This is a genomic window from Pseudomonas sp. Kh14 (assembly GCF_900291005.1).
Lineage (GTDB): Bacteria > Pseudomonadota > Gammaproteobacteria > Pseudomonadales > Pseudomonadaceae > Aquipseudomonas > Aquipseudomonas alloputida.
The window spans coordinates 197,075-210,450 of sequence record NZ_OLKJ01000024.1 but is presented as its reverse complement, the minus strand read 5'-3'; the positions used below and the strand labels follow the sequence as shown (position 1 = coordinate 210,450).

16 protein-coding genes are annotated in these 13,376 nt (G+C 62.7%); 10 read left to right on the top strand and 6 right to left on the bottom strand.

Annotated features, from left to right (window positions below; translation table 11 throughout):
- Positions 1-21: 21 nt before the first annotated feature.
- Entirely contained in the window at positions 22-519 is a 498-nt protein-coding gene (locus tag FQ668_RS12095; protein ID WP_014591598.1) for a GNAT family N-acetyltransferase, read from the bottom strand.
- 133 nt (positions 520-652) lie between these two features.
- Here FQ668_RS12095 and FQ668_RS12090 point away from each other — a divergent pair, with 133 nt between their 5' ends.
- From FQ668_RS12090 to FQ668_RS12065, 6 genes are all read left to right on the top strand, one after another.
- Positions 653-1,132, top strand: coding sequence for a hypothetical protein (locus FQ668_RS12090; RefSeq protein WP_019437463.1), 480 nt, complete (start codon positions 653-655; stop codon positions 1,130-1,132).
- Positions 1,133-1,191: 59 nt separating this feature from the next.
- Positions 1,192-2,763 (top strand): sensor domain-containing diguanylate cyclase, encoded by a 1,572-nt coding sequence (locus tag FQ668_RS12085; RefSeq protein WP_019437462.1) that lies wholly within the window; start codon positions 1,192-1,194, stop codon positions 2,761-2,763.
- 159 nt (positions 2,764-2,922) lie between these two features.
- A complete protein-coding gene (locus FQ668_RS12080; RefSeq protein ID WP_014591601.1) occupies positions 2,923-3,699 on the top strand; it encodes a ParA family protein in 777 nt (258 codons plus the stop codon).
- Positions 3,700-3,879: 180 nt separating this feature from the next.
- Positions 3,880-5,217: an MFS transporter gene (locus FQ668_RS12075; RefSeq protein ID WP_014591602.1), complete on the top strand. Its 1,338-nt coding sequence runs from the start codon at positions 3,880-3,882 to the stop codon at positions 5,215-5,217.
- 186 nt (positions 5,218-5,403) lie between these two features.
- Positions 5,404-5,853 (top strand): type II 3-dehydroquinate dehydratase, encoded by a 450-nt coding sequence (gene aroQ / locus FQ668_RS12070; RefSeq protein WP_014591603.1) that lies wholly within the window; start codon positions 5,404-5,406, stop codon positions 5,851-5,853.
- Positions 5,850-6,698 carry a shikimate dehydrogenase gene (locus FQ668_RS12065; RefSeq protein WP_014591604.1) on the top strand — a complete coding sequence of 283 codons (849 nt, stop codon included), beginning with the start codon at positions 5,850-5,852 and terminating at the stop codon, positions 6,696-6,698. Before aroQ ends, FQ668_RS12065 begins: the two co-directional genes overlap by 4 nt.
- A 113-nt stretch (positions 6,699-6,811) precedes the next feature.
- Here FQ668_RS12065 and FQ668_RS12060 read toward each other — a convergent pair whose 3' ends face one another.
- Together FQ668_RS12060 and FQ668_RS12055 are read right to left on the bottom strand one after the other, a co-directional pair.
- Positions 6,812-7,327 carry a thioredoxin family protein gene (locus FQ668_RS12060; RefSeq protein WP_014591605.1) on the bottom strand — a complete coding sequence of 172 codons (516 nt, stop codon included), beginning with the start codon at positions 7,325-7,327 and terminating at the stop codon, positions 6,812-6,814.
- A gap of 10 nt (positions 7,328-7,337) precedes the next feature.
- Positions 7,338-7,613 carry a DUF2790 domain-containing protein gene (locus FQ668_RS12055; protein WP_014591606.1) on the bottom strand — a complete coding sequence of 92 codons (276 nt, stop codon included), beginning with the start codon at positions 7,611-7,613 and terminating at the stop codon, positions 7,338-7,340.
- A 220-nt stretch (positions 7,614-7,833) separates the two neighbouring features.
- On the opposite strand from FQ668_RS12055, the gene FQ668_RS12050 reads away from it, so the two are divergent.
- From FQ668_RS12050 to FQ668_RS12035, 4 genes are all read left to right on the top strand, one after another.
- Positions 7,834-8,574, top strand: a complete 741-nt coding sequence (locus tag FQ668_RS12050; RefSeq protein ID WP_014591607.1) for a response regulator — start codon at positions 7,834-7,836, stop codon at positions 8,572-8,574.
- Positions 8,571-9,857 carry an ATP-binding protein gene (locus tag FQ668_RS12045; protein WP_014591608.1) on the top strand — a complete coding sequence of 429 codons (1,287 nt, stop codon included), beginning with the start codon at positions 8,571-8,573 and terminating at the stop codon, positions 9,855-9,857. The genes FQ668_RS12050 and FQ668_RS12045 overlap by 4 nt, the downstream gene beginning before the upstream one ends.
- Before the next feature lie 163 nt (positions 9,858-10,020).
- Complete coding sequence (locus tag FQ668_RS12040) at positions 10,021-10,638, top strand: ferric reductase-like transmembrane domain-containing protein (RefSeq protein WP_014591609.1); 618 nt, start codon at positions 10,021-10,023, stop codon at positions 10,636-10,638.
- A 14-nt stretch (positions 10,639-10,652) separates the two neighbouring features.
- Positions 10,653-11,141 carry a DoxX family membrane protein gene (locus FQ668_RS12035; RefSeq protein ID WP_014591610.1) on the top strand — a complete coding sequence of 163 codons (489 nt, stop codon included), beginning with the start codon at positions 10,653-10,655 and terminating at the stop codon, positions 11,139-11,141.
- A gap of 33 nt (positions 11,142-11,174) precedes the next feature.
- Here the strand turns inward: FQ668_RS12035 and FQ668_RS12030 are convergent, their stop codons facing one another.
- From FQ668_RS12030 to FQ668_RS12020, 3 genes are all read right to left on the bottom strand, one after another.
- The gene (locus FQ668_RS12030; protein WP_014591611.1) at positions 11,175-11,870 is read right to left on the bottom strand and encodes a DUF2063 domain-containing protein; all 696 of its coding nucleotides are present in this window, start codon (positions 11,868-11,870) and stop codon (positions 11,175-11,177) included.
- Positions 11,863-12,696, bottom strand: a complete 834-nt coding sequence (locus tag FQ668_RS12025; protein ID WP_014591612.1) for a DUF692 domain-containing protein — start codon at positions 12,694-12,696, stop codon at positions 11,863-11,865. Before FQ668_RS12025 ends, FQ668_RS12030 begins: the two co-directional genes overlap by 8 nt.
- A gap of 74 nt (positions 12,697-12,770) precedes the next feature.
- Entirely contained in the window at positions 12,771-13,262 is a 492-nt protein-coding gene (locus FQ668_RS12020) for a hypothetical protein (RefSeq protein WP_019437461.1), read from the bottom strand.
- Between the last annotated feature and the right edge of the window lie 114 nt (positions 13,263-13,376).

Here is a 13,376-nt window from a genome sequence, read left to right as displayed (position 1 = left end):
CAACAGGCACGTTCCCACAGCTCAGCGTAATCGCAACTGCATGTGCGTGGTCTGCCACACCGGGTCTTGCTCCACATCCACCACCGTGAACCCTTGCCGCTCCCAGAAGGCAATGGCACCCGGCAGAAACGGATGAGTATGCAAGTAAAGGCAGTCGAAGCCTGCCTGCATCGCCCGTTCGCGCAAGGCACCAAACAAGGCAGCAGCCAGGCCATGCCTGCGGTAGGCCGGCAACACGAACAGCCGCACCACCTCGACTACTCGCTCTGCGCAGTAATCAAGCTGGGCAAAGCGATGGTCATAGGGCAAGTAACCGATCACCGCAACAAGCCGCCCACCCTCACGGGCTTCCAGAAAGCAGCCGGCACCGTCCAGGTAAGTGTCGGCGAAATGCGCCAGGTCATGCGGCAAGGGTGCGTTGGCGAGCATCGGGAAAAGCGCGCGCCGGGCGCTGTCGACAAACGCCAGCACTTCGGCAATGGTTTCACGCGCTACAGGTTGCAGGGTCCAGTTCGGCATCGGGCTATTGCCAGTGTGGTTGGGAGCGCACGGTTCTACCGTAGCGTGCCGCTCAAGGCAAATCACAGGGCTCGTCGTGGCAAGGCGGACATCGGTATAATCATCAGTCTTCACTGCCCGACCAGGCCACACCATGCCTCGCCTCCCGAAGTTGCTGTTACCCCTGTTGCTGGCTGCTGCACTCACCGCCTGCGATCAGAAACCCTCCCGTGAAGATCAGATCCTCAGCCAGCTGCCGCTGCAGGACGCCTATAAGCACAACATCGAGCGCATGTCCGCGCTGTTGGGCCGCAGTCATCCGCAGTTGTCGCAAGCGACCATCCAGGCCGTACTGCGCAAGCACCTCACCGTCGAGGACCAGCGCCGGGACCTGTTCCGCCTGTACAGCGAAAAGAACTTCAGCGACGCCGAATTCGCCACCATCGTCGCCGCCACCCAGGACCCTGCCAAAGCTCGCGCCCTGGAAGACACCGAAGCCGGCAAACGCTTGAGCGAAAAACTCACCGCCCTGATGCGCGAAACCGCCCGCGATGTGAACGTACAGGCCGTGGTCGAGCAGCGCATGCAACAGGTGGAAGATGAGCTTGATGCGCTGGACAAGGCAGGCTCTTGAGCGCTGCCCGCCAAGGTAACTTCCGTTCAGCCGCCCTTTACGATCACCCGAGGTCAGGATTGCCACACACCAAGCATGGATTGCGCCTGGATCTACGTACACTCATTCTGGTGCTCTGCGCCCTTACCGCAGTGGTCATGCTGTGCGCCAGCTATTTCGCCAGCTACCGGGTGCAGCGCCAGCTACTGATCGACAATGCCCTGGAAGCCAACCGGGTGTATGCGACCAAGCTGGCCAGCATCACCGAAACCTTCATTGGCAACGCCTTGCAGCAACTGATGTTCAGCGCCAGCGTGCAAAGCCGGCAGTTGAGCGATCCCGCAGCGCTGCAGGTGGAAAGCGACCGCGTACTGGGCCAGAGCATGGCCTTCAACTCCACCTTCGTGATCGACGCCAACGGTGTACTGCTGGCAGTATCCCCCGCCCCGCTACGCCACCTTGTCGGCACCCACGTGCAGTCACCCGGCGCTCTGGAAGCCCTGCACGAACGCCGTCCACTGGTTTCCACGCCCTACCTGTCGGCGGCGGACAACCTGGTGGTGGCGCTGTCGCAACCCATTTTCGACCGCAACGGCCGCTACCTGGGGTATGTGGGTGGCAGCCTGTACCTGCGTGAACGCAACATCCTCAACAGCCTGCTGGGCGAGCATTTCTACAAGGACGGTTCGTACCTATATGTGGTCGACCGCAACCGACGCCTGCTGTACCACCCCAATAGCGAGCGGGTAGGCACAGTGGTGGAGGGCAATGCGCTGGTCGACCAGTTGGCGACACTGGACAGCGGTACCCGGCAGTTGACCAATAGCCTGGGCGTGGAAATGCTCGCCGGCTTCGCCACGGTCCCGAGCGCCGGCTGGGGCGTGGTAGCGCAGCAGCCATTGGCGCAGACGGTGGCACCGCTGCACCATCTGGTGCTGAACGTGATCGCCAGTTCGGCGCCCTTGGCGCTGGTTGGCAGCCTGCTGCTGTGGTGGCTGGCCCGTACCATCGCCCGCCCGCTGTGGAAACTCGCCGCCGGTGCCCGCACGATGGACCGCGCCGGTACCGCCGAGCACTTGCATCAGGTGCGAGCCTGGTACTTCGAGGCGGCAGAGCTCAAGCGCGCGTTGCTGTTCAGCCTGAACTTGCTGCAAGAGCGTATCGGCCGGCTCAATCGGGACGCCCAGACCGATCCGCTGACCGGCCTGGGCAACCGCCGCAGCCTGGAAATCAGCCTGTCGTTACTGGAGGCTGAAAACCGGGAGTTTGCAGCCATTGCGCTGGATATCGACCATTTCAAACGGATAAATGACAGCCATGGACACGAAGTGGGCGACCAGGTACTGCGCCAACTGGCGGAGCTCATGCGCCGTTGTTGCCGCGAGGGTGACCTGTTGTGTCGCACCGGCGGCGAGGAGTTCCTGATACTGCTGCCTGGGGCCACCCTGAACGTGGCGGCCGCGGTGGCCGAACGGTTGCGGGTGACCGTACAGGAGATGCCGGTGGAATCGGTGGGCGCCGTGACGATTTCGCTGGGGGTGACGCACTGGGATGGCAAGACTCACGGCGAGCCCATGAACGCACTGGGCGAGGCTGACCGGGCGCTTTACCGGGCCAAGCAAGAGGGGCGCAACCGGGTCGCTTTTGCCTGAACGTCTTGTGTTGTACCCATCGGGCGGGCTTGCCCGTGAAAATGCCGGTACAGGCAACGATGATTCGGTGGCTTGTAACAATTCCTGTCATAAAACTGCAGCGTTTCAGTCATAGGATTGACCCCGACCTGACATTTTTACTTCATGGATGAGCGTCTCATGCGTCGTGTGGTTTTCAATCAGAAAGGTGGCGTCGGCAAATCCAGCATCGCCTGCAACCTCGCCGCTGCCAGCGCCGCCGAGGGCTACCGAACCTTGCTGGTCGACCTCGACCCGCAGGCCAATGCCACCTTCTACCTCACCGGGCTGGTCAACGACACCATTCCACCCGGCATCGCCGACTTCTTCCGCCAGACCTTGTCGCCGGTTACCGCCGCCGGCAAGAAGCACCGCGTGGCAATCACCGAAACCCGCTACCGCAACCTGCACCTGGTCACCGCCAGCCCAGACCTCAGCGACCTGCAAAGCAAGCTGGAGAGCAAGTTCAAGATCAACAAGCTGCGCAAGTTGCTGGTGACGCTGGGCGAGGACTATGAGCGAATCTACATCGACACCCCACCCGCGCTGAACTTCTACACCTTCAGCGCGCTGGTGGCGGCCGAGCGTCTGTTGATTCCGTTCGACTGCGACAGTTTCTCGCGCCAGGCCCTGCACAGTGTCATGGCCGAGGTCGAAGAACTGCGCCAGGACCACAACCCCGCGCTGCAGGTGGAAGGTGTGGTGGTCAATCAGTTCGCCGGCCGCACCGCGCTGCACCAGACCCTGGTCGAGCAGCTGCGCAACGAAGGCATGCCGGTGCTGCCGGTGTACCTGAGCAGTTCGATCAAGATGCGTGAATCGCACCATGCCTCGGTGCCATTGGTGCATTTGGCGCCGCGGCATAAACTGGCCCTGGAATTCATCGATTTGCTGGATGTGCTTGAGCGTGCGGCCTGACAGGCCGTTGGGGCTGCTCCGGCTGTAACCTGCTGCACCGGTCGAATCAGGTATACCGAGGTCGCCCTCGACAAAGCGCCTTGCAGCGCTCGGCTATCTACTGGCAAGCACAATAACGATGGCGCGGCCCGACTGCGCCACTTTCAACATGGCTGCCAAAGGAAACCGGAGAGCACCCGCATGTCCGCACATCATGAGGTATCCCCCGCCACCCTGCGCAGGGTGATTGCCGCTTCGGCCATCGGCAATTTCGTCGAATGGTTCGACTTCGCCGTGTACGGCTTTCTCGCCACGCTGATCGCCAGCCAGTTCTTCGCCAGCGAAGACGCCAGCGTAGCCTTGCTCAAAACCTTCGCGGTGTTCGCCGTGGCCTTCGCCCTGCGCCCTTTGGGCGGCATCGTCTTCGGCGCCTTGGGCGACCGCCTGGGACGCAAGCGCATCCTGTCGCTGACCATCTTGCTGATGGCCGGCTCAACCACGTTGATCGGCCTGCTGCCGACCTACGCCAGTATCGGCCTGGCAGCCCCGGCGCTGCTGACCCTGGCCCGCTGCCTGCAGGGTTTTTCTGCCGGCGGCGAATATGCCGGGGCCTGCGCCTACCTGATGGAGCACGCGCCTGACGACAAGCGTGCCTTTTATGGCAGCTTCGTGCCTGTGTCGACCTTTTCCGCCTTTGCCTGTGCGGCAGTGATCGCTTATGGCCTGGAAGCCAGCCTGTCGACCGAGGCGATGAATGCCTGGGGTTGGCGCATTCCGTTCCTGATTGCCGCTCCGCTGGGACTGGTCGGCCTGTACCTGCGCTGGCGCATGGAAGAAACCCCGGCGTTCCGCGAAGCCGTCGCCCAGGGCAAGGAGCACGAGCATTCACCGCTGAAAGAAACCCTGCGCCACCATGGCCGGGTCATTCGCAACCTGGGGGCGTTCATTTCGCTGACCGCGTTGTCGTTCTACATGTTCACCACCTACTTCGCCACCTACCTGCAACTGGTCGGCAACCTGACCCGTGCGCAGTCACTGCTGGTAACCACCGTGGCCTTGCTGTTCGCTGCGGTCGGCTGCCCGCTGGCCGGAGCATTTTCGGACCGGGTGGGGCGGCGCAAGACCATCGGTTTTACCTGCCTGTGGGTGATGCTTTGCGTGTTCCCGGCGTACTGGCTGGCCAGCTCTGGCTCGATGTCGGGTGCGCTGCTGGGGGTGATCCTGCTAGCGGTGGGGGCATTGTGCAGCGGCGTGGTTACCGCAGCATTGCTGTCGGAAAGCTTCCCTACCCGTACCCGCTACACCGCTTCGGCGATTACCTACAACGTGGCCTACACGCTATTTGGCGGCACAGCGCCGCTGGTGGCAACCTGGCTCATCGGACAAACCGGCAGCAGCCTGGCACCGGCATTCTACCTGGTGGTGATTGCGCTGGTGGCGTTGGTAGGCGGGTTGGCGTTGCCGGAAACATCGCGGATTTCTTTGCATGATGACGTAGGCGTGGACGGTGTGCGAGCTGGAGTCCGAAGGACCGTTTAAGCGTTCTGGGGCTGCCTTGCAGCCCCACATTCACAAAGTCTTCCTGCTGCTTTTTTTTACGCCAATCCCTTCTGAAGAAGTTCGATAATCGCCCACTTTCCCGGTGCGACGACCTTGTCCAATTGACGGAACTAACCAGTCAGTACAAAACTACGGGCATTCAACAACAACAAAGCGATGCCCGTCATGAAGCCCCTTATTCTCGTGCTCAACGGCCCCAACCTGAACATGCTGGGCACCCGCGAGCCTGCCCAGTACGGCCACGAAACCCTCGCTGACCTGGCTCAGGGATGCGCCGATACTGCCCAGGCCCACGGCCTGGAAATCGAATTCCGCCAGACCAACCACGAAGGCGAACTGATCGACTGGATCCACGCCGCCCGAGGCCGCTGCGCCGGCATCGTGATCAACCCTGGCGCCTGGACGCACACCTCGGTCGCCATCCGCGATGCCCTGGTGGCCAGCGAACTGCCGGTGATCGAGGTGCACCTGTCCAATGTGCACAAACGCGAGCCCTTCCGTCACTTGTCGTTCGTATCGTCCATCGCCGTCGGTGTCATCTGCGGCCTGGGCAGCCACGGCTACCGCATGGCGCTGAGCCACTTCGCCGAATTGTTGCAGGAGCGTGCGGCATGAGCCAGCAAGCCATCCTCGCCGGCCTGATCGGCCGCGGCATCCAACTGTCACGTACGCCGGCCCTGCACGAACACGAAGGCGACGCCCAGGCCCTGCGCTACCTGTACCGGCTGATCGACGCCGACCAGCTGCAACTGGACGACAGCGCCCTGCCCGGCCTGCTCGAAGCCGCGCAACATACCGGTTTCACCGGGCTGAACATTACTTACCCGTTCAAGCAGGCGATCCTGCCGTTGCTCGACGAACTGTCCGACGAGGCCCGAGGTATCGGCGCGGTAAACACCGTGGTGCTCAAGGACGGCAAGCGCGTCGGCCACAACACCGATTGCCTGGGCTTTGCCGAAGGCTTGCGCCGTGGCCTGCCCGACGTTGCACGGCGCCAGGTGGTGCAGATGGGTGCCGGTGGCGCTGGCTCGGCCGTGGCCCATGCCCTGCTGGGTGAAGGGGTAGAACGGCTGGTGCTGTTCGAAGTGGATGCGACCCGTGCGCAGGCGTTGGTGGACAACCTGAACACCCATTTCGGCGCGGAGCGCGCCGTGCTTGGCACCGACCTGGCCACAGCCTTGGCCGAAGCGGACGGGCTGGTCAACACCACGCCGGTGGGCATGGCCAAGCTACCGGGCACGCCACTGCCGGTGGCGTTGCTGCATCCCCGCCTGTGGGTGGCAGAGATCATCTACTTCCCGCTGGAGACCGAACTGCTGCGCGCGGCCCGGGCACTGGGCTGCCGCACGCTGGATGGCAGCAACATGGCGGTGTTCCAGGCGGTGAAGGCATTCGAGCTGTTCAGCGGGCGGCAGGCGGATGCGGCCCGGATGCAGGCGCACTTTGCCAGTTTCACCTGATAGAAAAGTGTTGGCTTCTTCGCGGGCACGCCCGCTCCCACAGGTACTGCGCAAACGTTACTGATTGCACTCTCCCTGTGGGGCATGCCCGCGAAGAGGCCGGTAGAGGAGAATCACCCTTTTTCATCCAGCAAAGCCTGTATCACCTGTTCCTGCCCACCATAATCCCCCTCGCCAAAGTGCACATGGCGCACCTGCCCCTTGCGGTCGACAAAGTAATGCGCCGGCCAGAACTGGTTGCCCCAGGCATTCCACACCTTGTAGTCATTATCTACCGCCACCGGATACCCGATACCCAACCGGGCTACCTTGTCCCGCAAAGTCGCCACATCATGCTCGTAGTCGAACTCGGGCGTGTGCACCCCCACCACCACCAGCCCTTGATCGGCATAGCGCCGCGCCCAATCATTCACATGCGGCAGGCTGCGCCGGCAGTTGATGCAGTCCCAGGTCCAGAAGTCCACCAGCACCACCTTGCCCTTGAGTCCCGGGGCATCCAGGGGCGGCGAATTCAACCACTGGCTGGCGCCCGACAGCGACGGCATGGCGCCGTAGCTGTCGCGTGCCTTCAGGTGCCCAGCCAACCCAAGCCCCGTCAGCGCCAGCGCAAAACCACCTGCCTTGAGCATCCTGCGCCGATCAGTTTTCATGGCAACCTTCCGTGGCATAGGTGAGGTACTGCACGCTTTGCCGCTGGCCATGGGAGTCAAGGTAGTCCATTCGGGTATTCACCAGGCCGCAGGCGTTGCTCTGATCGTCCTGCACCGACAGCACTTTCTTCACATCCAGAGTCTCACCGTAGCGGTACTGCATGACCCCGCCATCCTGCATCGGGGCAGTGGCGGCCTGGGCAGCGATGGCGCCGAAGCTGAGCACGGCGAACAGGCTGGCGTTGGCGATAGTCTTGACGTTCATGGCATCTCTCCTGGGTAACACTTGGGGGTGGGGAGTGTTGCTCCCCGGTCGAGAGCCATTTCACGTCAGCCAGGTATCCCGCATGTGTCGCCCAACGTTGTGATGTGCCTCCTGCTGTATCCCTACCCGTGCCAGATACACTGCAATACAAACTCCCGCAGGCAAGGGCGAACGCGCTCGGTACACTGCGCCCAACCCACTTTGCACAGGAACCCAGCGCATGGAACACGTCGATCACATCCTGATCGTCGACGACGACCGCGAAATCCGCGAACTGGTCGGCAATTACCTGAAGAAGAACGGCCTGCGCACCAGCATCGTTGCCGACGGCCGGCAGATGCGCGCCTTTCTCGAAGCCAACAGCGTCGACCTGATCGTGCTCGACATCATGATGCCTGGCGACGACGGCCTGCTGTTGTGCCGCGAGCTGCGCGCCGGCAAGCACCGCAATACGCCGGTGCTGATGCTGACCGCCCGCAATGACGAAACCGACCGCATCATCGGCCTGGAAATGGGCGCCGACGATTACCTGACCAAACCGTTCTCGGCCCGCGAACTGCTTGCCCGCATCAACGCCGTACTGCGCCGCACACGCATGTTGCCTCCCAACCTGACCATCAGCGAAAGCAGCCGCCTGCTGGGTTTCGGTCAATGGCGCCTGGACACCACCGCGCGCCACCTGCTCGACAGCGAAGGAACCCTGGTGGCCTTGAGCGGCGCCGAATACCGCCTGCTGCGGGTGTTCCTCGACCACCCGCAGCGGGTGCTCAGCCGCGAACAACTGCTTAACCTGACCCAGGGCCGCGAAGCCGACATCTTCGACCGCTCCATCGACTTGCTGGTCAGCCGCCTGCGCCAGCGCCTGGGTGACGATGCCCGTGAGCCCAGCTGCATCAAGACCGTGCGTAGCGAGGGCTACGTGTTTTCGCTGCCGGTGCAATTGCTCGAGACCCCTTCATGAAATGGCCGCGCACCCTGGCCTCGCGTCTGGCGCTGATCTTCTTCACCGGCCTGGTGTTGGCTTATGGTCTGTCGTTCGGCCTGCAGGCCTACGAGCGCTATATCAGCAGCCGCTCGATGATGCTCAGCAACCTCGAACAGGACGTGGCGACCTCGGTTGCCATCCTTGACCGCCTGCCCGCAGCCGAGCGTGCCGCCTGGCTGCCACGCCTGGAACGGCGCACCTACCGCTATCGCCTCGACCAGGGCCTGGCGGGCGAAGCGATGCCCAGCAGTGACCCACCGATGGCCGCCGCGTCGATCGTCAAGGCCATTGGCAGCGACTACCGCCTGACCTTCCTGGAAATCCCGGGGCCCAATGCGCACTTCCAGGCGCACCTGAACCTGGCCGACGGCGCGCCACTGACCATCGACGTGACACCAGCACCAGTCCCGGTAGCCCGTTGGTTGCCCGTGGTACTGCTGATTCAGCTGGCTGTGCTGTTGCTGTGTACCTGGCTGGCGGTACGCCTGGCCATCGGCCCGCTAACCCGTCTGGCCCGGGCAGTGGACAACCTCGACCCGGACCAGCCCGGCGTACAACTGGATGAAAGCGGCCCACGCGAGGTGCGCTACGCTGCCGTGGCCTTCAACGCCCTGCAGGCGCGCATTGCTGCCCACCTCAAGGAACGCATGCAGTTGCTGGCGGCCATTTCCCACGACCTGCAAACCCCGATCACTCGCATGAAGTTGCGGGTCGAAGTGATGGATGAGGGGGTCGAAAGGGACAAGTTCTGGAGCGACCTGGATGAAATGGAACACCTGGTGCGCGAAGGCGTGGCGTATGCCCGCAGCATGGACAGCAGCACCGAAGCGACCTGCCGGGTCAACCTTGATGCCTTTCTCGACAGCCTGGTATTCGACTACCAGGACAGCGGCGCCCAGGTCGAACGCCACGGCAGCAGCGGGACTCTGCTGGAGACCCGCCCGCATGCGCTGCGCCGGGTACTGGTGAACCTGGTCGACAACGCCCTGAAGTTTGCAGGTGCTGCCGAGCTGCAAGTATCCCGCGAGGGCAGTACCACCATCATCCGCGTGCTTGACAACGGGCCAGGGATACCCGGTGACGAGCTGGATGAAGTACTCAAGCCGTTCTACCGGGTGGAAGGTTCACGCAATCGCAGCACGGGTGGCACCGGTTTGGGACTGGCCATTGCCCACCAGCTGATCCAGGCCATGGGGGGGCGGCTGACCCTGAGCAACCGCGAACAGGGCGGGTTGTGCGCGCAGATCGAACTCACCTGAAGTGCGATCGTTGGCAGGAACGGCCTTGGATCTCGATCGGGCCGCTCCTGTAAAGCGCGAGGTCGCCTCTACAAACAGATACACAACTGCATCCCACTGACACACTGCAGATACCCCGCCTCGAGACACTCCCGGTCACACAACCACACCCCGGGAGTCCCTGATGAAAGCCCTCACCTTACCCTCCGGCTGGAAGCTGTTCGCCGCCCTCGCTGGCCTGACCTTGGCGATGACCGCCGTAGTCCTGGCCAGCCAACCTGACCCGGACGGCTTGCGCAGTGCCATTCGTGCCACCGCACGCAGCTCGTTCGCACTGTTCCTGCTAGCGTTCCTGGCCTCCTCGCTGGTGACCTTGCTGCCTGGCACATCAAGCCGCCGCATCCTGCAGGAGCGACGCTACCTGGGGTTGGCATTCGCGTTCTCCCACACCGTGCACGGCGTGCTGATCTATCGCTACGCCCAGCAATTCCCCGAGCTGTTCTGGGCCGGCCGCACACTTACTTCCAGCCTGCCCGGCACAGTCGGCTACCTGTTCTTGCTGCTGCTTACCGCCACCTCGTTCAAGGCCCCCATGCGGCTGTTGGGCGGCCGTGCCTGGCAAGCGCTGCACAGCAGCGGCATGTGGGTACTGGCTGCCGTGTTCTGCCTGTCGTTCTACAAGCGTATCCCCATGGGGGGGTGGTACCCGCTGGCGTTCGCCCTCATGTTCAGCGCCATCGCCATCAAGCTCACCGCCAAAGTGGCCCGTAAACAACGTCGCAGCACCCGCGCCCTTGCCTGAAGAGAGAACCGCAAATGACGACCTTGACCCGTACCCTGACCACCGTTGATCGCCTCGGCAGCTGGAGTGCCGACGTGCCATTACGGGTATTTCTGGCCTGGGAGTTTTTCGAATCCGGCCTGGAGAAATTCAACGGCAGCAACTGGTTCGCCGACCTGCAGTCCAACTTCCCGTTCCCCTTCAACCTGCTGCCCGCGGAGCTGAACTGGCAACTGTCGATGTGGGCCGAGTTGGTGCTGCCGTTGCTGCTGCTGTTGGGCCTGGGTACCCGGCTGGCATCGTTGGGTTTGATGGTGGTAACCGTTGTAGCGATAGCGGCAGTGCACTGGCCGGCGCACTGGTCGGGCCTGGCGGAGCTGGCCCAAGGCTATGCGATTACCGACCAGGGATTCGGCAATTACAAGTTGCCGCTGATCTACCTGGTGGCGTTGCTGCCACTGCTGCTCAAGGGCGCCGGGCGCCTCAGCCTCGATCATTGGCTTGGCATGCGGTTCGGCAGATGAGGGTTGGGGGCTGCTGCGCAGCCCCCTATGCCTTCAAACTGTTCCGACAATGACGCCCTGCTCGCGCAATGCCTCCAACAATGCCAACCCTTGCTGCACATCCCCGCCCAATGCCTGCAGCCGCTCTCTTCCAGTCCCCTGCTCCACCAGCAACCGATAGGCCATAGGTGCCAACCGGGCAAAGCGCACCTGCAACCGGGCATCGCGATAAACCAGCAGCAAGCTCGGCGATGCTGGGGTAGCCGTTGGCTGGTAGTCCACGCCAATGCGTTCCACCGGCCAACGATAGGCCAGGACCCGCGCCACACAAGACAACAACGGCTCTCCAGCCAACAGATCACCACCCGGGTCATGCGCCGGGTCCTCGGCATCGCTCAGGTACAGTTGCGCCTCGACCCACTCATAGTGCGCCAGCTCCAGCTGCCAAGGGGTGTCCAGCGCCACATGCTGCAAGTAGTCGACGAACGTCTCGGCAATTTCGGTAAACAACGGCGTCTGGCAACGGTAACTGGCGTAGAAATCACGTACTCGGGCATGCCAGCGCTGCTCGCCCAACGCCTGGCGCATCACCGGGAAGCTGCCAGCCAGCAAGCCTTCGATAGCGCCATAGAACAACTCACGGTAAACCTTCAGGCGCCGGGCCTCGACGCCGGGCGGCGGGGCATGGCGCTGTGGGTCGCGCAGGTGACGGGCCAAGGCATACTGCTGCGCACGCAGAGTCTCATTCATCTGCCTGCCCTCCGGCAGCGCATTGCACAGCACGCATACGCGCCGTCTCGGCCAACAGTTCGGCCAAGGGCGGGTAGTTGAAATCACGTTCAAGCACCGTCGGCTTGACACCAAAGCGCACGCAAGCGCTGGCGTACAACGCCCAGACATCCTCCTTCACGGCGGCCCCATGGGTATCCACTTTGAGGTCCGGCGCTTCATCGTAATGCCCGGCAACGTGCATCCCGGTCACGCGCGCCGGGGGCAAGCCTGCAAGGAATTGCTGGGCGTCGTAGCCATGGTTGCAGGCGTTGACATAGACATTGTTGACGTCCAGCAGCAGGTCACAATCCGCTTCTTCGAGCACCGCCTGGATGAAGTGGAGTTCGCTCATCGCCTGATACGGCGCGGCATAGTAGCTGATGTTCTCCACGGCAATGCGCCGCTCCAGCTGCTCCTGAGCCTGGCGTATGCGCGCGGCCACATGGTGTACGGCTTCATCGGTGAACGGGATGGGCATCAGGTCGTACAAGTGCCCGTCATCACTGCAGTAGCTCAGGTGCTCGCTGTACAGTCGCACCTGGTAGCGATCGAGAAACTGCCGGGTCTGCTCGAGGAAATGGCGGTCCAGCGGCGCACTGCCACCCAGCGATAAAGACAACCCATGACAGGTGACAGCAAAGCGCTCCGCCAACTGGGCCAAGCCCTTGCCATAGGCGCCGCCCACGGCAATCCAGTTTTCCGGCGCACACTCCAGAAAGTCCACTGCGCCGGCCTCCATGGCCAGCAGTTCCGGCAACAGGCCGCGACGCAAGCCTAGCCCGATGTTCAACATTGCAGGAAACATAAAAGTTCTCCAACAAGCACAACGCCCCACCTGGCCAGCAGGAGGAGCGTTATGGCGTTTCATGGGGTAGAAAGTCAGGGCTTGCCGGTCAGGTGGCTGAACAAGCCATCCGGCATGGCCTTGCCATTGGCCTGGTAAATCGCCTTGAGGTGATCCGCCGCTTCCTGCTCGGAGATGAAACCGTCATGGTTGCGGTCGATCTTGTCGAAATCAGGGGCACGGTCCTTGGCCACCGCCAGAAACTCATCGCGCGAGACCTTGCCATCGTGATTGCTGTCGGTTTTGGCGAACGAGGCGTCACCGCACTTGCCTTCACCACACTTGCCCTCAGCCCCGGCCTTGGCGCCGGCGCCGCATTTACCCTCACCGCACTTGCCTTCGCTCTGGGAAGCCTTGCCGCTCCCCCCGCACTTGCCTTCACCACACTTGCCCTCGCCGGCCACTTTGGCCGAGGCCAGTTGGTAACCTTGAGCCAGCGGCTCGACGGCGAATGCACTGTTGCTCAATGCCATGCTGCCGATCAGGGCGGCGCCGAGCAGCCCGAGGGTGTTTCTTGCTTGAGTCATGATGCAGCTCCACTGGGGTTGGTAAGTGGAGCCATTAGGCAGTTGCGGTTTGTCGGGGATGTATCGTGCCAGGCGCACTTTTGTATGGCAGTAGGTCTGCAGCACAGGCAGATA

Coding starts and splice junctions, on each gene's coding strand:
- FQ668_RS12095 (WP_014591598.1), bottom strand. CDS start 519: ATGCCGAACTGGACCCTGCAACCTGTAGCGCGTGAAACCATTGCCGAA.
- FQ668_RS12090 (WP_019437463.1), top strand. CDS start 653: ATGCCTCGCCTCCCGAAGTTGCTGTTACCCCTGTTGCTGGCTGCTGCA.
- FQ668_RS12080 (WP_014591601.1), top strand. CDS start 2,923: ATGCGTCGTGTGGTTTTCAATCAGAAAGGTGGCGTCGGCAAATCCAGC.
- FQ668_RS12075 (WP_014591602.1), top strand. CDS start 3,880: ATGTCCGCACATCATGAGGTATCCCCCGCCACCCTGCGCAGGGTGATT.
- aroQ (WP_014591603.1), top strand. CDS start 5,404: ATGAAGCCCCTTATTCTCGTGCTCAACGGCCCCAACCTGAACATGCTG.
- FQ668_RS12065 (WP_014591604.1), top strand. CDS start 5,850: ATGAGCCAGCAAGCCATCCTCGCCGGCCTGATCGGCCGCGGCATCCAA.
- FQ668_RS12060 (WP_014591605.1), bottom strand. CDS start 7,327: ATGCTCAAGGCAGGTGGTTTTGCGCTGGCGCTGACGGGGCTTGGGTTG.
- FQ668_RS12055 (WP_014591606.1), bottom strand. CDS start 7,613: ATGAACGTCAAGACTATCGCCAACGCCAGCCTGTTCGCCGTGCTCAGC.
- FQ668_RS12050 (WP_014591607.1), top strand. CDS start 7,834: ATGGAACACGTCGATCACATCCTGATCGTCGACGACGACCGCGAAATC.
- FQ668_RS12045 (WP_014591608.1), top strand. CDS start 8,571: ATGAAATGGCCGCGCACCCTGGCCTCGCGTCTGGCGCTGATCTTCTTC.
- FQ668_RS12040 (WP_014591609.1), top strand. CDS start 10,021: ATGAAAGCCCTCACCTTACCCTCCGGCTGGAAGCTGTTCGCCGCCCTC.
- FQ668_RS12035 (WP_014591610.1), top strand. CDS start 10,653: ATGACGACCTTGACCCGTACCCTGACCACCGTTGATCGCCTCGGCAGC.
- FQ668_RS12030 (WP_014591611.1), bottom strand. CDS start 11,870: ATGAATGAGACTCTGCGTGCGCAGCAGTATGCCTTGGCCCGTCACCTG.
- FQ668_RS12025 (WP_014591612.1), bottom strand. CDS start 12,696: ATGTTTCCTGCAATGTTGAACATCGGGCTAGGCTTGCGTCGCGGCCTG.
- FQ668_RS12020 (WP_019437461.1), bottom strand. CDS start 13,262: ATGACTCAAGCAAGAAACACCCTCGGGCTGCTCGGCGCCGCCCTGATC.